Consider the following 21,430-nt stretch of genomic DNA (forward strand, 5'->3'; position numbering starts at 1 on the left):
CCGACCGGGTGACGTATGCGCCTTCACGTCATCGGTCTCGGCGGCGCCGGTGGCCGGATCGTCGACCGGCTCGCGGCCGATCACGGCCACGAGCGGTTCCTGCACGGGATCAACGCGTTCGACACGGACGCGGCGGCCCTCGACGCGCTCCGGTCGGTCGACGAGTCGCGCCGCTACCGCTTCGGCGACGCGGCCGACGGGAGCGGGCTCGACGGTGACCTCCACGCCGCCCGGCGGCTCGGCGACGCCCACGCGAGCGAGCTCGGCCGCGCCATGGACGACGAGAACCCGTCCGTCGCGGAGGCGTTCGTGCTCGTCGTCGGTCTCGGCGGCGGCGCGGGCGCGGGCGCCGCCCCCGCGCTCGCCGAGGAGCTGTCGCGGCTCTACGACGCCCCGGTGTACGCCGTCGGACTCCTTCCGACGCCGGCGGAGTCGGGGACGTCGGCGGGGTCAGGCGAGTCGGCGGAATCGGCGGTCGACCGGACCGACGCCGCCCGCGGCAGCGCGCCCGAGTCCGAGGACCGCGAGCCTCGGCGCCCCCTCGCGGAGAAGAACGCGGCCCGGACGCTCGACGCCCTCTCCGACCGCTGTGCGGCCCTGTTCCCCTTCGACAACGACGCGTGGCTTCGGCCGGGAGAGACGCTCCGCGACGGGCGGGGTCGGCTGAACGAGGTCGTCGCCGAGCGGGTGGCGGCGCTGTTCGGGGCCGGCGACTCCGGCGAGGCGGAGTCGACCCCGCAGCAGGTGCTCGACGCGAGCGACATCGCCCGCGCGGTCGGCGACGACGGGGAGATCGCCGCGGTCGGGCACGCGACGCAGGCGGTCGATCCGCCGGAGTCGGGGTCCCGGTTCGGGCTCGGGCTGTTCGGCTCGGACGAGCCCGCCGAGGTCGACGCGAGCGCCGCGGTGTCGGCGATCGAGACGACGATCCGGAAGGCGGCCCGCGGCAAGTCGACCGTCGAGGTCCCGGAGGGGCGCGCGGACCGGACGCTGCTCGTTGTCGGGGGACCGCCGGCGTGGCTCAACCGACAGGCGATCGCCGACGGGCGGCGGTGGCTCGCCGAGGAGACCGGGTCGGGCGCGATCCTGAGCGGGGACGCGCCGGAGCCGGACGGCGAGGCGGTGTTCGCCGTCGTGTTGCGCTCCGGGATCGACGAGCCGGCGCGGGTCCGAGAGCTCCGGGAGTCGATCGCGTGACCGGCGGGCGCGGGTCCGAGGCTCCGCCGGCCGCACCAGCCCAGCCCGGCCCCGCCGGCCTCGCTCCGACCCGAACCGATTAACCCCGTGTGGCGCCCAGATCGGCCGTGACCACCCACGCCGACCTCGGGCTCGACCTCGACGTGCGTGACGCGGACGCAATCGCCGACCGGCGCGACGAGCTCGTCGCCGCGGTCCGCGACCATGCCGGAGCGATCGCCTACCAGCTCGCGAAGCTCCAGGGCGGCGACTACGGGCGTCGCGAGCTGTCGACGCCGGGCGGGACGTGGACGGTCAAACACGAGGCCGGGGAGCTGGAGTTCCTGCTGTTCTCGCCGAAATCGGGCTCGGACGTGTACGTGATCTCGACGAAGCGGCCGCCGGACCCGGAGGAGCTCGCGGCCGCGCTCGACGACTACGCGGCGTTCGTCGCGGCGTGGAACGAGTACGTCGAGTCGCTGTCGGGCGTCCTCGACGGCGTGAGCGCCGAGTTCCCCGAGCCCGCCTCGACCGACGGCGTCGTCGCCGAGCGCGACCGCGTGCTGGACCGGATCCGCGAGGCCTGTTCCGTCATGGCCGGGGAGATACACCGGTACGAGGGCGACGACTACGGGACCTACACCGCCCGCGTCGACGGCGACCGCTGGGAGCTGAAGTGGGACGAGGGGGCCGTCTCGTACCTCCGCGTCGGCGGCTCCGGGGGGCTCTACCTCCTCTCGCAGTACGAGGCGCCCTCCGCGGCCGACGTCCGCGAGTACGCCGACTCGTTCAGGGGGTTCGTCGACGCGTACAACGAGTACGTCGACGAGCTGGAGAGCGACCTCGCGACGGTCGACCTGTAGGCGGTCGGCGCCCGCGACCGAACCGGTCGTGTACACACGAACGTGTCTATTGTACCGGTCGATGTGGGAATATTTATGCAGTAACGTTCGGTACCGCCGCGCATGTCTATCACCCTGCCGGGACCGACGCTCGGCGTCGTCGGCGGCGGACAGCTGGGTCGGATGATCGGCGAGGCGGTCGCGCGGCTCGGCGTCGAGGTCGTCGTGCTGGACCCGACGCCCGACTGCCCGGCCGCGCCCGTCGTCAGCGAGCAGATCGTCGGCGACTTCGACGACCCCGACGCGGTCCACGAGCTGGCGAGCCGGGCCGACGCGCTCACCTTCGAGATCGAGCTGGCCGACCCGGCGCTGCTGGCCGAGGCGAGCGCCGAGCACGACGTCCCGGTCCAGCCGGACCCCGGGACCCTCGAAACGATCCAAGACAAGCTGGTCCAGAAGGAGGCGCTCGCGGACGCGGGGATCCCCGTCCCGGAGTTCGTTGCGGTCGCGACCGCCGAGGGGCTCGAACGCGTCGTCGAGGAGTTCGGGGGCGTCATGCTGAAGGCCCGCGAGGGGGGGTACGACGGCCGCGGGAACGTCCCGGTGGAGGGCCTCGCCGACGCCGCCGACGCGCTCGACGAGGTCGGGGGGAACGCGATGGCCGAGGAGCTCCTCGACTTCGAGCGCGAGATCGCCGTGATGGGGCTGAAGGGCGCCGACGGCGAGACGCGCACTTATCCCGTCACAGAGACGATCCACCGCGAGGAGATCCTCCGCGAGAGCGTCGCGCCCGCCCGCGCCGACGACGCGGTCGTCGCCGAGGCCGAGTCGGTCGCCCGCGACGTGCTGGAGTTCCTCGACGGTCGCGGCGTCTACGGGATCGAACTGTTCGAGACCCGCGACGGCGAGGTGCTCGTCAACGAGATCGCGCCGCGCCCGCACAACTCCGGCCACTGGACGATCGAGGGCGCGCGCACCTCGCAGTTCGAGAACCACGTCCGCGCGGTGCTCGGGTGGCCGCTCGGTCCGACCGACCTCGTCGCGCCCGCGGTCACGGCGAACGCCCTCGGAGACGTCGACGAGACCCGGCCCGCCACGCTCCGCGGCGTCGACGAGGTCCTCGCCGCGCCCGACGCCGACCTCCACTGGTACGGGAAGGCCGACGCCCGCCCGCTCCGGAAGATGGGGCACCTGACGGTGGCCGAAACGGGCGGCGACCCCGAGGACGCCGACCGCGACGCCCTGCTCTCTCGGGCGCGAGAACTCCGCGACGGGCTGACGTTCCGGGACGCGTAGATTTCGGGAGCAACGGCGACGACCGTTTATGAACGAACTGCGGTGGCGCGTGCCTGCGAGCGGCCGCCCTCGGCGGCCGCGAGTCAGCACGCGCGAGGGAGCGGTGAGCGCTCGAAGAGCGCGAACCGCGAGGTTGGGGAGGCGTGAGGCTGCGGTGCAGAACGGTGCGGGGCGGGACTCAAAGGGGCAGTCGCGAGGACGAAGACGCGCGACGTAAGCACTGGAGGGAGTGAGCGAAGCGAACGACCGAAGCGCGCAACGAGCGCATCGAGTCCTCGCGGCTGGGGCTTTGGCGGTGTTCCTGTGGCAGCGACCACGTATTGCCGAGCGGCTGGGACTTTGTCGGTGTCGACCGCGACGGCAACCGCGGCTACCCACTGATCCGCGTAGTCGCCGCATCCGGGAGTTCCTTGTAACCCTCCGCCGAACCCACGCGTATGACCACGGTGGACGACCTGATCGAGCGGCTCGAAGCGGAGGCGGCGGCCGACGCCGACCCGGACACCACCCCGGACGTGGGGATCGTCATGGGCTCGGACTCGGACCTCCCGACGATGGAGGGCACGTACGAGGCGCTCGACGAGCTCGGCTTCGCGGAGCAGACCGACTTCCACGCGGCCCCCGACGCCCGGTTCACCTACGAGAGTTACGTCGTCTCCGCGCACCGCACCCCCGAGCTGATGTACGCGTACGGGGAGACGGCGACGGCGCGCGGGCTGGACGTGATAATCGCCGGCGCGGGCGGAAAGTCTGCCGACCTCCCGAACATGACCGCCTCGATCGCGTACCCGGTGCCCGTCATCGGCGTCCCGGTCCAGGAGAAGTCGGTCGACTCCGTCATCGGGATGCCGACCGGCGCGCCGATCGTCGCGGTCGACGCGGGGAAGTCGTTCAACGCCGCCCTCTCGGCCGCGCAGGTGCTCGCGCGCGAGCACGACGAGGTCGAGGAGCGGTTGATCGAGTACCACGAGGACCTCAAGGGCGGCGTCGCCGACGTCTCCGCGGACCTCCACGACCTCGGTATCGACGGGTTCCGGGATCGGTAAGCGGTTGCCGGCGCGGTGGCCCGCCGTAGAGCCCCGACCGTTTACGTCTGATTAGAGGTCATTGCGACCGCTTCCGAAGCCACGGCTGCTCAGCGATACGTGGCTGGTACCGGATTGCCGGCGAACACCGCCACAGCCCCAGCCGCTCGGCTCCACGCGGTTGCCACCGGATTGCCGGCGAACACCGCCACAGCTCCAGCCGCGAGGCCGCCGTACGCTCGCTGTGCTCCTCGCTCAGTCGCTTCGCTCCTTCGCTGCGGTGTCGCCGGCGGCTTCGCCGCCGGCTGCCCGTGGCGCGTAGCGCCACCCTGCTCGCGTCGCCTACGGCGGCCTCGCGGCTGCCCCTTCGAGTCCCACCCCGCACCGCCCCGCACGGCACCTCACGCCTCCCCAGCCTCGCGGCTCGCTCGGGGCTCCCTGCGTCGCCCCGTCGCTCACCGCGTCCCTCGCGCGTGCCGCTCGCGACCTTCGGCCGCTCACGGGCACGCGCCGACCGCACCGCGTGTTCCGATATTGCTCCACTCGCCCTCGGCGCCGGCGACGGCCACTCCTCGCTACGGTCGATCACCGGATTGACCGCTCTTCGAGGGTTCGCCGCCGCTTCGACCGCGAACGGCCGATATCGGCCCGCACGCCCGCGGACGCACAAGACTCAACGCTTATGAGGGGGCGGTCCAAACGCCAGCACGTTACGGAGACCTATATGAGCGATTGGATAGCGATCGGCGCCTTGGCGGCCGTCGGCCTGCTCATCCCGATCGGGATGATGACCGTGTCGGCGTTGCTCCGTCCGAGCGTGCCTGAGACCGGTAAAAGCACCACCTACGAGTCCGGCGAGACCCCGACTGGCGGGACGAAGATCCGGTTCAACATCCAGTACTACATGGTCGCGCTGTTGTTCGTCGTGTTCGACATCGAGACCGTGTTGCTGTTCCCGTGGGCCGTCATCTACCGCCCGGCGATCCAGGCCGGCGTGCCGATGACCGCCCTGCTGTGGCCGATGTTGGCCTTCGTCGGGATCCTCGCGATCGGGCTCGTCTGGGCGTGGCGGTCGGGGGCGATCAGCTGGGCCCGCAGCCCCCGCGCGACCAGCAGAAAAACGGAGCGTGACCTCAACTAATGAGCAGCGACCAACCATTCATCACCGACGAATCGCAAGTCGTGACCGAGACGCGGGACGCCCGGATGACCGGGCAGGGAGACCGGTTTAACTCCCGGCTCCGCGAGGCGTTCGGCTCCTCGCCGTTCATCCTCACCAAGTTCGACAAGTTCCTGAACTGGTGTCGCGGCTCCTCGATGTTCATGCTGCAGTTCGGCATCGCCTGCTGCAGCATCGAGATGATGCACACCTACGCGGTGAAACACGACCTCGACCGCTTCGGGTCGGGCGTCCCCCGCGCCTCGCCCCGACAGGCCGACGTGATGATCGTCCCCGGGACGATCGTCTCGAAGTTCGCGCCGCGGATGAAGCGCGTCTACGACCAGATGCCCGAGCCGAAGTTCGTCGTCGGCATGGGCTCGTGTACCATCTCCGGCGGCCCGTTCCAGGAGGGGTACAACGTGATCAAGGGCGCCGAGGAGGTCATCCCGATCGACATCCACGTCCCCGGCTGTCCGCCCCGTCCCGAGGCGCTCGTCTACGGCGTCGTGAAGCTGCAGGAGCGCGTCGCCAACGGCGAGGCCTCGCCCGTGACGGTCAAGCCGTACGAGCTGGAGGAGTTCTCCGACCTCGAACGCGACGAGCTCGTCGACAAGCTCGCCGACCAGATCGACGACGACGAACTCGTCATGCGGTACAACTTCGCTGATTCACCATGAGCCTCGAACGACCGGACGCCCCCGACGACGCGGCGATCGAGCGCACGCCCGACGAGCTGGAGGCGCTCCTCGGCGACCTCGTCGTCGAGCGCGACGACCACCTGAACGCCCCCGGCTTCGTCATTCGCCCGGACACCGTCCAGGAGACGCTCTCGATCCTGAAACGGCAGGCCGGATACGACCACCTCTCGGTGGTCACCGCGCAGGAGTACGAGAACCGCTACGAGTCGGTCTACCACCTGAAGAAGTTCGACGACCCGACGCAGGAGGTCAGCGTCGTCGTCCCCGCCGACAAGGACGACCCCGTCTCCGAGTCGGCCGAGCCCGTCTTCCGCACCGCCGACTGGCACGAGCGCGAGGCGTACGACCTGATCGGCATCGACTACGACGACCACCCCGACCTGCGCCGGATCCTCCTGCCGGAGACGTGGCAGGGTCACCCCCTGTCGATGGACTACGACAGGGACCGGCCGCAGATCGCCACGCTGCCGGAGCACGCGAACCCGCTGCAGGAGCACCACAAGGACAGCGAGTCCGACACGATGTTCCTCAACATCGGGCCGCACCACCCGGCGACGCACGGCGTCCTCCACCTGAAGACGACGCTCGACGGCGAGCAGGTCGTCGACGTCGAGCCCGACATCGGCTACCTCCACCGCAGCGAGGAGCAGATGGCTCAGTCCGGGACGTACCGCCACCAGATCATGCCGTACCCGGACCGCTGGGACTACATCTCGGCGGGCCTGCTCAACGAGTGGGCGTACGCCCGCGCGGCCGAGGACCTCGCCGACATCGAGGTCCCGGAGTACGCGCAGGTCATCCGGACGATGGGCGCCGAGATGTGCCGGATCGCCGCGCACATGCTCGCGCTCGCGACGTTCGCGCTCGACGTGAACGGCGACTTCACGGCGACGTTCATGTACGCCATCAACGACCGCGAGCGCGTCCAGGACCTACTGGAGGATCTGACGGGCCAGCGGCTGATGTTCAACTACTTCCGGCTCGGCGGCGTCGTCTGGGACCTCCCCGAGCCCCGCGAGGAGTTCTTCTCGAAGACCCGCGACTTCCTCGACCAGCTGCCGGAGTCCGTCGAGGAGTACCACAACCTCGTCACCTCCAACGAGATCTTCCAGATGCGGACGATCGACACCGGCATCCTCCCGCCGGACGTCGCCAAGGACTACGGCGCGACCGGTCCCGTCGCCCGCGGCTCGGGGGTCGACTACGACCTGCGCCGCGACGACCCGTACGGCTACTACGACGAGCTCGACTGGGACGTCGTCACGGAGGACGGCTGCGACAACTTCAGCCGCCTGCTCGTCCGGATGCGCGAGGTCGAGGAGTCCGCGAAGATCATCGAGCAGTGCGTCGACCTGCTCGAGGACTGGCCCGAGGACGAGCGCAACATCCAGGCGAACGTGCCGCGCACGCTCCGCCCGGACGACGACGCCGAGATCTACCGGGCCGTCGAGGCCGCGAAGGGCGAGCTCGGCATCTACATCCGCTCCGACGGCACCGACAAGCCGGCCCGGTTCAAGATCCGGTCGCCGTGCTTCTCGAACCTCCAGACGCTGCCGGAGATGGCGAACGGCGAGTACATCCCCGACGTCATCGCGGCGCTCGGGAGCCTCGACATCGTGCTCGGGGAGGTGGACCGCTGATGGGGACGGCACCCGCACAGCTGTTCCCGGAGTTCCTCGTCGACACGTTCGGGCTGCCGGGCGTGCTCGGCGAGGTCGTCGCGGCGCTGATCGCGGCCGCCGTCGTCGGGAACATCGTCCTCGCGTTCACCGGCGTCGCCGGCCCGTGGGCGAAACGGAAGATCACGGCGGCGTTCACCGACCGGATCGCGGTCAACCGGGTCGGCCCGTTCGGGCTCCTGATCATCCCGGCGTCCGCCGTTCAGCTGCTCGCGAAGGAGCTCATCGTCCCCGAGGGCGTCGACCGGCCCACCTGGGACATCGCGCCGGTCATCCTGCCGGCGTCGGCGCTGCTCGGCTTCTCGGTGATCCCGATGGGGCGGCTCGGGCCGATCAACTTCCAGCTCGCCGACCCGGAGGTCGGATTCGCGCTGGTGTTCGCGTTCGCCTCCATCGCCTCCGTCTCGCTGGTGATGGCCGGCTACGCGTCGAACAACAAGTACTCGCTGCTCGGCGGGCTCCGCGCGGTCGCGCAGAACCTCGCGTACGAGATCCCGCTCATCGTCACGGCGATGTCCGTCGTGATCTTCGCGGGCACGCTCCAGATGAGCGGCATCGTCGGCGCGCAGACGACGACGCTGGTGACGGTCGCCGGGATCGACATCCCGGCGTGGTACGCCTTCGTGAACCCGTTCGCGTTCGTCCTGTTCCTCACGGCGAACATGGCGGAGATCGGCCGGAACCCGTTCGACATCCCGGAGGCGCCGACGGAGATCGTCGCCGGCTACCAGACGGAGTACTCCTCGGCGTACTTCGTCCTCTTCTACCTCGGCGAGTTCGTCCACATCTTCCTCGGGGGCGCCATCCTCGCCGTGACGTTCCTCGGCGGCGCCTCCGGGCCGGGCCCGGAGAGCATCGGCTTCATCTGGTTCGTGGTGAAGATCTGGGGCTTCTTCCTGTTCACGCAGTGGGCCCGCTCCGCGCTGCCGCGCGTCCGCATCGACCAGCTGATCGAGATCGGCTGGAAGGGAATGCTCGTGCTGTCGTTCGCGAACCTGGTGCTCACGGCCGTAATCGTGGGGGTGATCGCGTAACATGATCGGACTCATGAAATCCATGGCGACGACGATGAAACACGCGCTGGACGGGTCGACGTTCACGGTGGAATACCCGGAGGACGCGCCCGAGGTGAGCCCCCGGTTCCGCGGGGTCCACAAGTTCAGCCAAGAGCGGTGTATCTGGTGTCGGCAGTGCGAGAACGTCTGCCCGAACGACACGATCCAGATCGTGCAGGACGACCAGCGCAACGGGGAGCAGTACAACCTCCACATCGGGCAGTGCATCTACTGCCGGCTCTGCGAGGAGGTCTGTCCCGTCGACGCCATCCTGCTGACGCAGAACTTCGAGTTCACCGCGGACACGAAGGACGACTTCGTGTTCAACAAAGAACAGCTCAAGAACGTCCCGTGGTACAAGGGAATCGACCCGCTGGAGTCCCGGAACCCCGATCGCGGCGCGTGGATCGGGGAGGGCGACGGTGAGGTCGACTACCAGTAGCGGGCGCGTCTCGAAATCTTCAAAGGGGTTCTCATAGGAGACAAACACAATGGTTTATGCTACCATCGCGTTCGGGCTGTTCGCCGCGGTCACGCTGGCGTTCGGCCTCGGGGTCGTCTTAGCGCGCGACGTGTTCCACGCCGCGCTGCTTCTGGGCGGAGCCCTGACGAGCGTCGCGGTGCACTACGTGATGTTACAGGCGGAGTTCATCGCCGCCATGCAGATCCTCGTCTACGTGGGCGGGGTCCTGATACTCGTCACGTTCGGCGTGATGCTCACGCGATCGGAGACGGAAACGGAGGTGAACAGCGCATGAGCGACGACTCGGGCCCCGGGGGACGCCTCGTCCCCGCCGCGGCCGTCGGACTCCTCTTCGTCACCTTGGCCCTGACGGCGCTCTCGGCCGACTTCACCGGCGGAGCGGCCGGCTTCCCGGCCGACGCGTCGGTCGTCCACAACATCGGGTACGCCCTCTTCAACCTCGGCGAGTACGACGTCGCGACGATCCCCTCCGAGGGGTTCCTCGCCGCGTTCCTGATCGCCGCCGTCGCGCTCGACGTCGCCGTCGACGGCGCGGTGTACCTGGCGAAACGCGAGGAGGGCGGCTCGATCATCGCCGCCGTCGGGCAGGCGTTCACGGACGGCGGCCGCGACGGGGGTGACCGCCCGTGACCGCCGTCGCCTCCTCGATCCCGCCGGAGTGGTACCTGCTGCTCGCGGCCGCCGTCTTCTGTATCGGGCTGTTCGGCGTGCTCACGCGGCGCGACGCGCTGTATTTCCTGATGAGCGTCGAGCTCATGATGAACGCCGCGAACATCAACTTCGTCGCCTTCGCGCTGTACTACGGCGACCTCACGGGACAGGTGTTCGCGCTGTTCGTCATCGCGCTCGCGGCCGCGGAGGTCGCGATCGGGATCGGCATCATCCTCGTGTTGTACCGCAACTTCGGCGTCACCGACGTGACCGTTCCGACGGAGATGAGGTGGTAACATGATAGACGTGTTCTCATACGTTCCGGCGATCGTCCTCCTGCCGTTCTTCTCGTTCCTGATCGCGCTCGGCGCGGGCAAGTACCTCCCCAAGGGAGGCGCCTTCGGGGGCATCGCGGCGACGGCGGGGTCGTTCCTGCTCTCGCTGTGGGTGCTCGCGACGGTCGCGGGCGGCGCGGCGGCGAACCGCACGATCTACACGTGGGCGAGCGCCGGCGGGATCGGCCCGACGGACGTCGAGCTCTCCTTCGGACTCTTAGTCGACCCGCTGTCGGCGCTTATGCTCGTCATCGTGACGCTCGTCGCGCTGCTCGTGCACGTGTTCTCGCTCGGCTACATGAACGACGAGGGCGAGACGGGGCTGCCGCGATACTACGCCGGCCTCGGCCTGTTCACGGCGTCGATGCTCGGCTTCGTCGTCGCCGACAACCTGCTGATGGCGTTCATGTTCTTCGAGCTGGTCGGGCTCTGCTCGTACCTGCTCATCGGCTTCCACTTCCGGGAGCCCGGGCCGCCGTCGGCGGCGAAGAAGGCGTTCCTCGTCACGCGGTTCGGCGACTACTTCTTCCTGATCGGCGTCGTCGCCGTCATCGGGACGTTCGGCACGGCGCAGTTCGCCGGGCCGGAGTCGTTCCCGGCGCTCGCCGAGGCGGCGCTCGCCGGCGAGGCGTCGGTCGCGTGGACGCCGGGCGGGCTCGACCTGCAGACGTGGCTCACCGTCGTCGGCCTGCTCGTGCTGGGCGGCGTGGTCGGGAAGTCGGCGCAGTTCCCGCTGCACACGTGGCTCCCCGACGCGATGGAGGGCCCGACGCCCGTCTCCGCGCTGATCCACGCCGCGACGATGGTCGCGGCCGGCGTCTACCTCGTCGCGCGGATGTACGGCTTCTACGCGCTGACGCCGACGACGCTCGCGGTGATCGCCTTCATCGGCGGCTTCACGGCGCTGTTCGCGGCGACGATGGGCGTCGTGAAAGACGAGCTGAAGCAGGTGCTCGCGTACTCCACCATCTCGCAGTACGGCTACATGATGCTCGCGCTCGGCGCGGGCGGCTACGTGGCCGCCGTGTTCCACCTGACCACGCACGCCTTCTTCAAGGCGCTGCTGTTCCTCGGCGCGGGCGCGGTGATCATCGCGATGCACCACAACGAGGACATGTGGGACATGGGCGGGCTGAAGTCGAAGCTGCCAGTCACCTACTACACGTTCCTCGCCGGCTCGCTCGCGCTCGCGGGCATCTTCCCGTTCGCCGGGTTCTGGTCGAAAGACGAGATCCTCTACGAGGCGCTCGTTCACGCGCCCGGCGAGCCGCTGCTGTTCGGCGGCTACCTGATGGGGCTGCTCGCGGTCCCCGTCACGGCGTTCTACACCTTCCGGATGGTGTTCCTGACGTTCCACGGCGAGCCGCGCACCGACACCGCACGCGACCCCGAACCCGTGCGCTGGAACGTGAAGGGGCCGCTGACGGTCCTCGGCTCGCTCGCGGTCGTCACCGGTCTCATCAACATGGTGCCGGTCCAGAAGGTCCTCGGGCTGGAGGGGATCGACCTGCTCCACCGCTGGCTCGACAACGAGTGGGGCGGGATCGAGGGGCTCTCCTCGCACCACTACGCGGACGTCGGCCCGTACAGCAGCCAGTACCTCGTCGGCGGCGAGGTCGCGACGGTGCTCGCCGGCGCGGCGGTCTCGCTCGGCCTCGCGCTGACCGGTCTGCTGGTGGCGTGGCGGCTCTACAACGTTCCGTCGCCGACGGAGCACACGGCGAAGCTCGGCGGGATCAAAGACGTGCTGTACAACAACTACTACCTCGACGAACTGCAGGTATGGCTCGCGTATCGCACCGAGGACGTCGCCGGCGGCGCCGACACCTTCGACCAAGGGATCATCGACGGCGTCGTCAACGGCGTCTCCTCGGTGAGTCTCATCGGCGGTGACCGGGTCCGGCAGATCCAGAACGGCGTCGTCTCGCAGTACGCCGCGCTGCTCACGCTGGGGCTGGTCGCGCTAATCTTAGTGCTCGGCGTCTCCGGGGGGTGGTTCCTGTGATACTCGAAGCGCTCATCGCGGTCGCGTTCGCGAGCGCGCTCGTCGTCCTCCTCTCCCCGGACGAGTGGGCGGGACGGCTCGCGTTCGCGCTGAGCCTGATCCCGTTCCTCGGGTCGTTATACCTCTGGTCCGGCTTCGACGGTTCCGGGAACGCCCTCACCGGCGGCGAGATCGCGTATCGGACGCAGATCGAGTGGCTCGAAGTCGGCGGCCGCTCCGTCTCGTGGTTCGTCGGGCTGGACGGCATCAGTCTCCCGCTCGTCGTGCTCACGACGTTCCTCGTGCCGCTCGCGATCGTGAGCGCGTGGACGCCGATCGACGCGCGCCAGAGCCAGTTCTACGGGCTCATGCTGTTCATGGAGGCGAACCTCCTCGGCGTGTTCACGGCGCTCGACTTCTTCCTCTGGTTCGTCTTCTGGGAGGCCGTCCTCGTCCCGATGTACTTCCTCATCGGTATCTGGGGCGGTCCCCGGCGGAAGTACGCCGCGATCAAGTTCTTCGTCTACACGAACGCGGCGTCGCTGCTGATGTTCATCGGGTTCATGTCGCTGACGTTCGCGCTCGGCGACTCCGTGAGCTCGTTCGCGCTCCCGGAGATCACCCAGGCGATCGCGGACGGCGGCCTCGGGACGTGGTTCGGCGTCGCGCCCGGGACGATCGCGACGGTCGCGTTCCTCGCGATGTTCCTCGGGTTCGCCGTGAAGGTCCCGATCGTCCCGTTCCACACGTGGCTGCCGGACGCCCACGTGGAGGCGCCGACGCCCGTGTCGGTGCTCCTGGCGGGCGTCCTCCTGAAGATGGGGACGTACGCGCTGCTCCGGTTCAACTTCACGATGCTGCCGGACCAGGCGTCCGCGCTCGCGGTCCCGATCGCCGCTGTCGCCGTGGTCAGCGTCATCTACGGCGCGATGCTGGCCTTGGCGCAGAAGGACCTCAAGCGCATCGTCGCTTACTCCTCCGTCTCGTCGATGGGGTACGTCATCCTCGGACTGGTCGTCTTCACCGAGTACGGCGTCGGCGGCGCGACGTTCCAGATGGTCGCGCACGGCCTCATCTCGGGGCTGATGTTCATGGCCGTCGGCGTCGTCTACAACGCGACGCACACGCGGATGGTCGGCGACATGGCCGGGATGGCCGACCGGATGCCGGTCACGGTCGGCATCCTCGTCGCCGGCGCGTTCGGCTACATGGGGCTGCCCCTGATGGCCGGCTTCGCGGGCGAGTTCTTCATCTTCGTGGGCTCCTTTTCGGCGCCGGCGCTCCCGTACGCCCCGCTGTTCACGGCGCTCGCGATGTTCGGCATCGTCATCGTCGCCGGCTACCTGCTGTCGGCGATGCAGAGCACGCTGTTCGGGCCGTTCGAGCTCGCGACCGACTACGAGATCGGGCCCGCGCCGTTCCACGACGTCGCTCCCCTCGCGGCACTGCTGATCGCGATCATCGTGCTCGGCGTCGCGCCGGACATCTTCTTCGAGATGATCCGCGACGCCGCCGTCCCCGTGGTCGAGGGGGTGAGCGTCGATGGTTAACGCGCTCCCGCAGGTGACGGCGCTGCTGCCTGCGCTGCTGCTCGGGTTCACCGGGCTCGCGCTGCTGCTCGTCGACACCGTCGCGCCCGACGCGCGGTCGAACACCTCGATGGCGGTCGTGAGCGCGCTCGGCGCGCTGTCCTCGCTGGCCGCGACGGTCTGGTTCGTCGCCTCCGGCACCGGGAGCGGCGACACCGGCGGCGCGATCCTGCTGTTCGCCGACGCGGTCAAGGTGGACACGCTGGGGCTGTTCTTCACGGCCATCTTCGCGTCCGTGACGTCGCTCGTCGTCGTCGCGGCCCACGACTACTTCCACGACCACCCGAACCCGGCGACGTTCTACTCGCTGACGCTGTTCGCGGCGACCGGCATGTCGCTGCTCGCGGTCGCGAACTCGCTGGCGGTCGTGTTCGTCGCCCTGGAGATGGTGTCGCTGCCGTCGTACGTGCTCGTCGCGTTCCTGAAGCAGAACCGCGGGAGCGTCGAGGCGGGGCTGAAGTACTTCCTCGTCGGCGCGCTCTCCTCGGCGATCTTCCTGTTCGGCATCTCGCTGGTGTACGCGGCGACGGGGTCGCTGATGCTCGGCGACGTGGCCGGCGTCCTCGGCGACATCGCCTCGAACGCCGACGGGATCGGGAGCCGAAGCGGGATCGCCGGCCTCGGGGTCGTGATGATCCTCGGCGGCGTCGCGTTCAAGACCGCCTCCGTCCCGTTCCACTTCTGGGCGCCGGAGGCGTACGAGGGCGCGCCCGCCCCCGTGAGCGCCTTCCTCTCGTCGGCCTCGAAGGCGGCCGGCTTCGTGGTCGCGTTCCGCGTGTTCACCGAGGCGTTCCCGGTCGGCGCGTCGCTGTCGGCCGACGTCAACTGGGTGCTCGCGTTCGGCATCCTCGCGGCCGTGACCATGACGCTCGGGAACTTCGCGGCGGCCGTACAGGAGGAGGTCAAGCGCATGCTCGCCTACTCCTCGATCGGTCACGCCGGCTACGCGCTCATCGGCGTCGCGGCGCTCTCCGCGGACGGGAGCGGGAACGGCGCGGTGATGGGCGCCGCGATGGCGCACCTGCTCGTCTACGGCTTCATGAACACCGGCGCGTTCCTCTTCGTCGCGATGGCGGAGCGCTGGGGCGTCGGGCGGACCTTCGAGGACTACGCCGGGCTCGCGAAGCGCGCGCCCGTCGCCTCGACGGCGATGGCCGTGTTCATGTTCTCGCTGGCCGGGCTCCCGCCGTTCGCCGGCTTCTTCTCGAAGTACTTCCTGTTCATGGGCGCCATCGACAACGGGTTCGTGTGGCTGGCGGCCGTCGGCGCCGTCAACAGCGTGATCTCGCTGTACTACTACAGTCGAGTCGTGAAGGCGCTGTTCCTCGACGACCCCGCGTCGGCGACCGCGCTGGACGCGATCGACGTGCGGCCGACGGCGCTGTACGCCGCGGTCGTCTTCGCGGCGGTCGCGACGGTGCTGCTTCTCCCCGGCTTCGGGCCCGTCATCGAGACCGCCGAGGCGGCCGCGTCGGCGCTGTTCTAACGGTCTCGCGGTCCCTGCACCGCTTTCGTCCGTTTCGCTTCGACTACGCGTCCGGTACCCGCAGGTATTCCCGCCTCCGGCGCGTCGTTCGCGTATGAGTAGGAATCGGACGTACCGCTGTCTGAACTGTCTGGAGCACACCGTGAGCCGGACGTTCGACGTGTCGCACCTCTCGGTGACGTGTCCGAGCTGCGACTCGTTCGAGCGGTTCGTCAACGACGCGGTGTTCCAGCAGTTCCGCGCGTTCGAGGAGTCGCCGCCGGCGGAGATCGACTGGGAGCGGTTGGACCGGACGGAGAAACTGGTCGTCGCAGAGCGGCTCGTCCGCTCGACGAAGACGCTGGCGGACTTCGACGTCGTCGAGGGGGACGCGCCGGTAGGAGGCAGGGAGGCGTCGGCCGGGGAAGCGTCGGCCGAGACCGGGGAAGCGCCGGCCGAGGGCGAGAACAGAGACGCGCCGGAGGGCGGAGACGCGTCGACCGAGAACGAGGACGCGGTGCCGGAGAGCGGGGACACGTCGACGGAGAGCGGCGGACCGACGCCCGGGGACGGCGAGGCGTCGGCCGGCGACTGAGTCAGCGCGCGTACAGCTTCCCGCCGACGAGCGCCGCGAGCCCGTCGCCGTCGCTCGGCGTGACCGCCACGTACGGTCTGTCGACCGGACCGAACACGTCGACGACGCGGCCCACCGTCGAGAGCGACTCGTCGACGACGGCGGCGCCGATCCGCGGCGGCTCCTCGCCGCGGTCGCCGCGCGCGATCGCGAGTCCGCCGGCGGTGCGGACGACGGTGCCGACTCGCCGCATCGTCACTCGCGGATGACCCCGAGGTAGGCGGCGACCGCCTGCACGAGGTCGTTCTTCGCGGTGTCCTCGGTCCCCCGCACGACGACCGCGCCCCGCGGCTCGAACTCGCGGGAGTACGTCTTGTCGCGCTCGATCACCGCGTCGTAGCCGACCTGCTGGACCGCCTTGGCGATCTCGTCGACGGTGGGCTCGGGGACCGCGAGGTCCGTCGGGACGCGACGGCCCTCCGAGCGCGACCGCTCGGCGTCGAAGTACGCGGGATAGACGACGTTCTCGACCATACCGGAGAGGCGAGCGCGCGGCCTAAGGTCGTTTCGGACCCGCGCTCACGAGGTCCGGAACTCGAACCGGGCGCCGCCGGACTCGCCGGTGAGCGCGCGCGCCTCCCAGCCGTGGGCCTCGGCGATGCGTCGACCGATCGCGAGGCCGAGCCCGGTCCCTCCCTCGTCCGTCGTGAAGCCGCTCTCGAACACGCGGTCCCCCTCCTCCGGGAGTCCCCGACCGTCGTCCTCGACGAAGAAGCCGGTCCCCTCGCCCCCGTCGGAGCGGAACGAGGCCTCGCCGACGCGGACGGTGAGGGCGTCTGCCGAGTCGCGGCCGTGCTCGACGCTGTCGTCGGGCTCCGCCCGACTGCTCGTGGAACCGTGTTCCACGCTGTCATCGGACTCTGTCCGATTGCCAGTCGAGCCATGCTCGACGCTGTTCCGGAAGACGTTCTCCAGCAGCTCGCGGGTCCGAGCGAGGTCCGCGTCGAGGGTCACGTCGCTCTCGATCACCAGCTCGGCCCCGCCGGTGTCGACGCCCTCCCAGGCGTCCCTCGCGAGCGCTCCGATCGAGACCGGCTCCGTCTCGCCGACCGACCGGCCCTGCCGCGCGAGCGAGAGGAGGTCGCCGACGAGCTCGTCCATGCGTTCTAACGCCTCCTCCGCCTTCGCCACGTGCGCCGGGTCGCCGGTGTCGCTCGCGAGGTCGACGTACCCCTGAGCGACGGCGAGCGGGTTCCGGAGGTCGTGCGAGACGATGCTCGCGAACTCGTCGAGCCGCTCGTTCTGCCGCCGGAGCGTCGCCTCGCGCTCGCGCCGCTCCGTGACGTCGGTGTAGATCGCGTACCCGGAGACGTTCTCTTCGTTGAGCCGGATCGGGACGACGTGGAGGATGAAGTGCCGAGGGCCGTCGACCGTCGTCCGGGTCACCTCCCGCCGGACGTTCTCGCCGCGCCGCAGCCGCTCGTTGAGCTCGACGGCCTCCTCGATCGCCGCCTCCTCCTCGGGGACGATGTAGTCGTCGACGCACTCGCCGACGACCGTCGCCTCGTCGTAGCCGAACGTCTCCTCGAAGGCGTCGTTGACCCGGTGGACGATCGGCTCGCCGTCGGCGTAGTCGTACGCGACCGCGGGGTCGGGGACGTTCGAGAACAGCGCGAGCAGGCGGTCGCGCTCGGTCCTGAGCGCCTCGTCGACGCGGATCCGGTCGAGCGTCTCCTCGAAGTGCGAGGCGAGCAGGCCGGCGAGCCGGCGGTCGTCGTCGTCGAACCCGTCCGGGCCGGCCGTCACGAGCTGGAAGACCGTGTCGTCGCCGACCGGCAGGCCGAGCAGCGTGTCGTACGGGCGCTCACCGTTCGGATTCGGTTCGATCACCGGCTCGTCGGTCTCCACGACGGTTTCGGCGGACTCGGCTCCGACCCGGACGCGGTTGCAGTCCTCGATCGGCACGTCGGCCGAGGCCGCGACCGGCTCAACCCACTCACCGTCGCGCACGCCGACGACGCAGCGGTGGGCCGGGAACACCTCGTCCGCGATCGCGACGACGGCCCGGTGGGCCGCCTCGGTCGACCGGACAGACGCGAGCCGCGTCGCGCCGGCGTTGAGCCGCTCGATCCGCGACGGCGTCCGGGCCGGCGGCGCCCCGACCGTCCCGTCGCGCGCGAGGACCCACCGGACGGTCGCCGACAGGTCCTCGGCGGTCGTCGCGACGGCGTCGACGCCGGGGGCCGTGGCCACGTCGCCCGTCGGGTCGTCGACCGAGGCGACGACCGGGACCGATCCGCCGTGCTCGCGGACGCGGTCGAGCCCGTCGGCGTCGCGGACGACTGAGAGGGCGGCGTCGGCGAACGCGTCGGCGTCGGCGTCGGCGGGATCGACGGTTCGGCCCGTCACGTCGTCGGGGAGGGGCGCCGCGGCGCGCGGGTCCGCGGCGAGGACGACGGCGACCGGATCCCCGCTCGATACGGTTTCCACGACGTACTTCCGTACCGCCCGCCGCGAGCATAAATTTTCCTTTCGACGGGGCGTTCCGCGGGGCGCTCGCCCCGACGCGTTCGCCCTCGGGCCACCCCGGAACCCTTTTGCACGAACACGGGTCACGTTCCCCTAATGAGCGATCTCGAAGCGGAGTACCGTCTCGATTACTTCGAGGAGGAGGGGTTCGTCCGGAGGGAGTGTACCTCCTGCGGCGCGCACTTCTGGACCCGGGACGGCGACCGCGAGCTCTGCGGGGAGCCGCCGTGCGAGGACTACAGCTTCATCGACGACCCCGGCTTCCCGGAGCCGCGCTCGCTGTCGGAGATGCGGGAGGCGTTCCTCTCCTTCTTCGAGGAGCACGGCCACGAGCGGATCGAGCCGTACCCGGTCGCGGCGAACCGCTGGCGCGACGACGTGCTCTTAACGCAGGCGTCGATCTACGACTTCCAGCCGCTCGTCACGTCGGGGCGGACCCCCCCGCCGGCGAACCCCCTCACCATCTCGCAGCCCTGCATCCGGATGCAGGACATCGACAACGTCGGGAAGACGGGCCGGCACACGATGGCGTTCGAGATGATGGCCCACCACGCGTTCAACACCCGCGAGGCGGTCGACGAGGACGAGTACGCCTACCACGGCGAGGTGTACTGGAAGGACGAGACGGTCGCGTACTGCGACGAGCTGTTCGAGAGCCTCGGCGCCGACCTGAACGAGATCACCTACATCGAGGACCCGTGGGTCGGCGGCGGCAACGCCGGGCCGGCGATCGAAGTCATTTATAAAGGCGCCGAGCTGGCGACGCTCGTCTTCATGTGCATGGAGCGGGACCCGGACGGCGAGTACGAGATGAAGGACGGGAACACGTACTCGTTCATGGACACGTACATCGTCGACACCGGCTACGGGCTCGAACGGTGGACGTGGATGAGCCAGGGGACCGCGACCGTCTACGAGGCGGTCTACCCGGACGCGATCGACTTCCTCAAGGAGAACGCCGGGATCGAGCACACCGAGGAAGAGCAGCGGCTCGTCCACCGCGCCGCGAAGCTCTCCGGCCGGCTCGACATCGACGACGTCGACGACGTGGAGGACGCCCGCGGCGAGATCGCCGACCGGCTCGACGTCGGGGTCGACCGGCTGCGCGAGCTCGTCGAGCCGCTCGAATCCATCTACGCGATCGCCGACCACTCGCGGACGCTGGCGTACATGTTCGGCGACGGGATCGTCCCCTCGAACGTCGGCACGGGCTACCTCGCCCGGATGGTGCTCCGGCGGACGAAGCGGCTCGTCGACGAGGTCGACGTGGACGCGCCGCTCGACGAGCTGGTCGACATGCAGGCGGAGCGGCTCGGCTACGAGAACCGCGACACGATCCGCGAGATCGTCCGCACCGAGGAGCGGAAGTACCGGCGGACCCTCGAACGCGGCTCCCGCAAGGTCGAGTCGCTCGCCGACGAGCACGCCGGCACGGGCGAGCCGATCCCGACCGAGGCGCTGCTGGAGCTGTACGACTCCCACGGGATCCAGCCGGACATGGTCGCCGACATCGCCGAGGAACGCGGCGCGACGGTCGACGTGCCGGACGACTTCTACGCGCTCGTCGCCGACCGCCACGAGGAGGCGGACGGCGAGGAGGCCGCGGACGACGCCGACGAGCGGCTCGGCGACCTCCCGGAGACGGAGAAGCTGTTCTACGACGACCAGGGCCGCACCGAGTTCGAGGCGGTCGTCCTCGACGTGTTCGAGCGCGGGGAGGGGTACGACGTCGTCTTGGACCAGACGATGTTCTACCCCGAGGGCGGGGGCCAACCCGCCGACCGGGGCCAGCTCACCGTCGGCGAGACGACGGTCGACGTCGTCGACGTGCAGGAGGAGGCGGGCGTCGTGCTCCACCGGACCGACGCCGACCCGGGGAAGGGCGAGTTCGTCACGGGACAGGTCGACGGCGAGCGCCGCGACCGGCTGCGCGCCCACCACACGGCGACGCATCTGATCGGCCACGCCGCCCGCGAGGTGCTCGGCGAGCACGTCCGGCAGGCGGGCGCGCAGAAGGGGATCGACTCCTCGCGGCTCGACGTCCGCCACTACGAGCGGATCACCCGCGAGGAGGTCAAGCGGATCGAGCGCGTCGCCAACGAGCTCGTCCGCGACGACGTGCCGGTCAGACAGGAGTGGCCCGACCGCAACGAGGCCGAGGCCGAGCACGGCTTCGACCTCTATCAGGGCGGCGTCCCGCCGGGGACGAACGTCCGGCTGATCCACGTCGGCGACGCCGACGTGCAGGCCTGCGCCGGCACCCACGTCGAGCGCACCGGCGAGGTCGGCGCCGTGAAGGTGCTGAAGACGGAGCCCGTGCAGGACGGCGTCGAGCGGATCGTGTTCGCGGCCGGCGGCGCGGCGATCGAGGCCACCCAGCGCACGGAGGACGCGCTGTACGACGCCGCGAGCGCGCTCGACGTGGACCCGCTCGACGTCCCCGAGACGGCCGAGCGGTTCTTCGAGGAGTGGAAGGCGCGGGGCAAGGAGGTCGAGTCGCTGAAAGAGGAGCTCGCGGCCGCGCGCGCCTCCGGCGGCGCCGACGCCGAGGAGGTCGACCTGGGCGGCGCCACGGCCGTGATCCAGCGGCTCGACGGCGACGCCGACGAGCTCCGCGCGACCGCGAACGCCCACGTCGACGACGGGAAGGTCGCGGTCGTCGGGAGCGGGGCGGACGGCTCCGCGAGCTTCGTCGTCGGCGTCCCCGACGGCGTCGACGTCAACGCCGGGCAGGTCGTCGCCGAGCTCGCCGGTCGCGTCGGCGGCGGCGGCGGCGGCCCGCCGGACTTCGCGCAGGGCGGGGGCCCGGACGTCGACGCGCTCGACGACGCGCTCGCGGCGGCGCCGGACGTCCTCCGTAGCCTGCAGGAGGCCTGACGGCCTCGC

The 21,430-nt window shown here is 70.1% G+C and carries 20 protein-coding genes; 17 read left to right on the forward strand and 3 right to left on the reverse strand.

Going from position 1 to position 21,430, the window contains the following annotated elements; all coding sequences use genetic code 11:
• The first annotated feature begins 15 nt into the window (after positions 1-15).
• From ACFQMF_RS04855 to ACFQMF_RS04930, 16 genes are all read left to right on the forward strand, one after another.
• Positions 16-1,197 carry an FtsZ/tubulin family protein gene (locus ACFQMF_RS04855; protein ID WP_256408683.1) on the forward strand — a complete coding sequence of 394 codons (1,182 nt, stop codon included), beginning with the start codon at positions 16-18 and terminating at the stop codon, positions 1,195-1,197.
• Positions 1,198-1,304: 107 nt separating this feature from the next.
• Positions 1,305-2,039, forward strand: a complete 735-nt coding sequence (locus tag ACFQMF_RS04860; RefSeq protein ID WP_256408682.1) for a hypothetical protein — start codon at positions 1,305-1,307, stop codon at positions 2,037-2,039.
• 102 nt (positions 2,040-2,141) lie between these two features.
• Positions 2,142-3,314: a 5-(carboxyamino)imidazole ribonucleotide synthase gene (gene purK / locus ACFQMF_RS04865; protein WP_256408681.1), complete on the forward strand. Its 1,173-nt coding sequence runs from the start codon at positions 2,142-2,144 to the stop codon at positions 3,312-3,314.
• 437 nt (positions 3,315-3,751) lie between these two features.
• A complete protein-coding gene (gene purE / locus ACFQMF_RS04870; RefSeq protein WP_256408680.1) occupies positions 3,752-4,360 on the forward strand; it encodes a 5-(carboxyamino)imidazole ribonucleotide mutase in 609 nt (202 codons plus the stop codon).
• Between the two features lie 703 nt (positions 4,361-5,063).
• Positions 5,064-5,480, forward strand: a complete 417-nt coding sequence (locus ACFQMF_RS04875) for an NADH-quinone oxidoreductase subunit A (RefSeq protein ID WP_092562085.1) — start codon at positions 5,064-5,066, stop codon at positions 5,478-5,480.
• Positions 5,480-6,178 carry an NADH-quinone oxidoreductase subunit B gene (locus tag ACFQMF_RS04880; RefSeq protein ID WP_137782834.1) on the forward strand — a complete coding sequence of 233 codons (699 nt, stop codon included), beginning with the start codon at positions 5,480-5,482 and terminating at the stop codon, positions 6,176-6,178. Before ACFQMF_RS04875 ends, ACFQMF_RS04880 begins: the two co-directional genes overlap by 1 nt.
• Entirely contained in the window at positions 6,175-7,839 is a 1,665-nt protein-coding gene (locus tag ACFQMF_RS04885; RefSeq protein WP_256408679.1) for an NADH-quinone oxidoreductase subunit D, read from the forward strand. The genes ACFQMF_RS04880 and ACFQMF_RS04885 overlap by 4 nt, the downstream gene beginning before the upstream one ends.
• Entirely contained in the window at positions 7,839-8,912 is a 1,074-nt protein-coding gene (locus ACFQMF_RS04890) for a complex I subunit 1/NuoH family protein (RefSeq protein WP_256408678.1), read from the forward strand. The genes ACFQMF_RS04885 and ACFQMF_RS04890 overlap by 1 nt, the downstream gene beginning before the upstream one ends.
• 1 nt (position 8,913) lies before the next feature.
• The gene (locus tag ACFQMF_RS04895; RefSeq protein WP_004596401.1) at positions 8,914-9,375 is read left to right on the forward strand and encodes a NuoI/complex I 23 kDa subunit family protein; all 462 of its coding nucleotides are present in this window, start codon (positions 8,914-8,916) and stop codon (positions 9,373-9,375) included.
• A 49-nt stretch (positions 9,376-9,424) separates the two neighbouring features.
• Complete coding sequence (locus ACFQMF_RS04900; protein WP_256408677.1) at positions 9,425-9,691, forward strand: NADH-quinone oxidoreductase subunit J; 267 nt, start codon at positions 9,425-9,427, stop codon at positions 9,689-9,691.
• Positions 9,688-10,047 carry a hypothetical protein gene (locus tag ACFQMF_RS04905; RefSeq protein ID WP_256408676.1) on the forward strand — a complete coding sequence of 120 codons (360 nt, stop codon included), beginning with the start codon at positions 9,688-9,690 and terminating at the stop codon, positions 10,045-10,047. The genes ACFQMF_RS04900 and ACFQMF_RS04905 overlap by 4 nt, the downstream gene beginning before the upstream one ends.
• Complete coding sequence (nuoK, locus tag ACFQMF_RS04910) at positions 10,044-10,364, forward strand: NADH-quinone oxidoreductase subunit NuoK (protein ID WP_008004452.1); 321 nt, start codon at positions 10,044-10,046, stop codon at positions 10,362-10,364. Before ACFQMF_RS04905 ends, nuoK begins: the two co-directional genes overlap by 4 nt.
• Position 10,365: 1 nt before the next feature.
• Positions 10,366-12,408, forward strand: a complete 2,043-nt coding sequence (gene nuoL, locus ACFQMF_RS04915) for an NADH-quinone oxidoreductase subunit L (protein ID WP_256408675.1) — start codon at positions 10,366-10,368, stop codon at positions 12,406-12,408.
• Positions 12,405-13,937, forward strand: coding sequence for a complex I subunit 4 family protein (locus ACFQMF_RS04920; protein ID WP_256408674.1), 1,533 nt, complete (start codon positions 12,405-12,407; stop codon positions 13,935-13,937). The genes nuoL and ACFQMF_RS04920 overlap by 4 nt, the downstream gene beginning before the upstream one ends.
• Positions 13,930-15,462, forward strand: a complete 1,533-nt coding sequence (locus ACFQMF_RS04925; RefSeq protein WP_256408673.1) for an NADH-quinone oxidoreductase subunit N — start codon at positions 13,930-13,932, stop codon at positions 15,460-15,462. The genes ACFQMF_RS04920 and ACFQMF_RS04925 overlap by 8 nt, the downstream gene beginning before the upstream one ends.
• A gap of 94 nt (positions 15,463-15,556) precedes the next feature.
• Entirely contained in the window at positions 15,557-16,036 is a 480-nt protein-coding gene (locus ACFQMF_RS04930) for a hypothetical protein (RefSeq protein ID WP_256408672.1), read from the forward strand.
• Between the two features lies 1 nt (position 16,037).
• Here the strand turns inward: ACFQMF_RS04930 and ACFQMF_RS04935 are convergent, their stop codons facing one another.
• From ACFQMF_RS04935 to ACFQMF_RS04945, 3 genes are read right to left on the reverse strand one after another with little or no spacing between them, the layout of a single operon-like run.
• A complete protein-coding gene (locus tag ACFQMF_RS04935; protein ID WP_256408671.1) occupies positions 16,038-16,268 on the reverse strand; it encodes an H/ACA ribonucleoprotein complex subunit GAR1 in 231 nt (76 codons plus the stop codon).
• Positions 16,269-16,270: 2 nt separating this feature from the next.
• A complete protein-coding gene (srp19, locus tag ACFQMF_RS04940; protein WP_092563260.1) occupies positions 16,271-16,549 on the reverse strand; it encodes a signal recognition particle subunit SRP19 in 279 nt (92 codons plus the stop codon).
• Between the two features lie 45 nt (positions 16,550-16,594).
• On the reverse strand, positions 16,595-18,505 hold the full coding sequence (locus ACFQMF_RS04945; protein WP_256408670.1) for a histidine kinase dimerization/phospho-acceptor domain-containing protein: 1,911 nt from the start codon (positions 18,503-18,505) through the stop codon (positions 16,595-16,597).
• Between the two features lie 135 nt (positions 18,506-18,640).
• Between ACFQMF_RS04945 and alaS the strand changes: the two genes are divergently transcribed.
• Positions 18,641-21,421 carry an alanine--tRNA ligase gene (gene alaS / locus ACFQMF_RS04950; protein WP_256408669.1) on the forward strand — a complete coding sequence of 927 codons (2,781 nt, stop codon included), beginning with the start codon at positions 18,641-18,643 and terminating at the stop codon, positions 21,419-21,421.
• The last annotated feature ends 9 nt before the right edge of the window (positions 21,422-21,430 follow it).

The organism is Halorubrum rutilum (assembly GCF_042665015.1).
GTDB lineage: Archaea > Halobacteriota > Halobacteria > Halobacteriales > Haloferacaceae > Halorubrum > Halorubrum rutilum.

Coding starts and splice junctions, on each gene's coding strand:
- purK (WP_256408681.1), top strand. CDS start 2,142: ATGTCTATCACCCTGCCGGGACCGACGCTCGGCGTCGTCGGCGGCGGA.
- srp19 (WP_092563260.1), bottom strand. CDS start 16,549: ATGGTCGAGAACGTCGTCTATCCCGCGTACTTCGACGCCGAGCGGTCG.
- ACFQMF_RS04885 (WP_256408679.1), top strand. CDS start 6,175: ATGAGCCTCGAACGACCGGACGCCCCCGACGACGCGGCGATCGAGCGC.
- ACFQMF_RS04895 (WP_004596401.1), top strand. CDS start 8,914: ATGATCGGACTCATGAAATCCATGGCGACGACGATGAAACACGCGCTG.
- ACFQMF_RS04905 (WP_256408676.1), top strand. CDS start 9,688: ATGAGCGACGACTCGGGCCCCGGGGGACGCCTCGTCCCCGCCGCGGCC.
- ACFQMF_RS04890 (WP_256408678.1), top strand. CDS start 7,839: ATGGGGACGGCACCCGCACAGCTGTTCCCGGAGTTCCTCGTCGACACG.
- ACFQMF_RS04935 (WP_256408671.1), bottom strand. CDS start 16,268: ATGCGGCGAGTCGGCACCGTCGTCCGCACCGCCGGCGGACTCGCGATC.
- purE (WP_256408680.1), top strand. CDS start 3,752: ATGACCACGGTGGACGACCTGATCGAGCGGCTCGAAGCGGAGGCGGCG.
- ACFQMF_RS04930 (WP_256408672.1), top strand. CDS start 15,557: ATGAGTAGGAATCGGACGTACCGCTGTCTGAACTGTCTGGAGCACACC.
- ACFQMF_RS04875 (WP_092562085.1), top strand. CDS start 5,064: ATGAGCGATTGGATAGCGATCGGCGCCTTGGCGGCCGTCGGCCTGCTC.
- alaS (WP_256408669.1), top strand. CDS start 18,641: ATGAGCGATCTCGAAGCGGAGTACCGTCTCGATTACTTCGAGGAGGAG.
- ACFQMF_RS04900 (WP_256408677.1), top strand. CDS start 9,425: ATGGTTTATGCTACCATCGCGTTCGGGCTGTTCGCCGCGGTCACGCTG.
- ACFQMF_RS04855 (WP_256408683.1), top strand. CDS start 16: ATGCGCCTTCACGTCATCGGTCTCGGCGGCGCCGGTGGCCGGATCGTC.
- ACFQMF_RS04925 (WP_256408673.1), top strand. CDS start 13,930: ATGGTTAACGCGCTCCCGCAGGTGACGGCGCTGCTGCCTGCGCTGCTG.
- nuoL (WP_256408675.1), top strand. CDS start 10,366: ATGATAGACGTGTTCTCATACGTTCCGGCGATCGTCCTCCTGCCGTTC.
- ACFQMF_RS04880 (WP_137782834.1), top strand. CDS start 5,480: ATGAGCAGCGACCAACCATTCATCACCGACGAATCGCAAGTCGTGACC.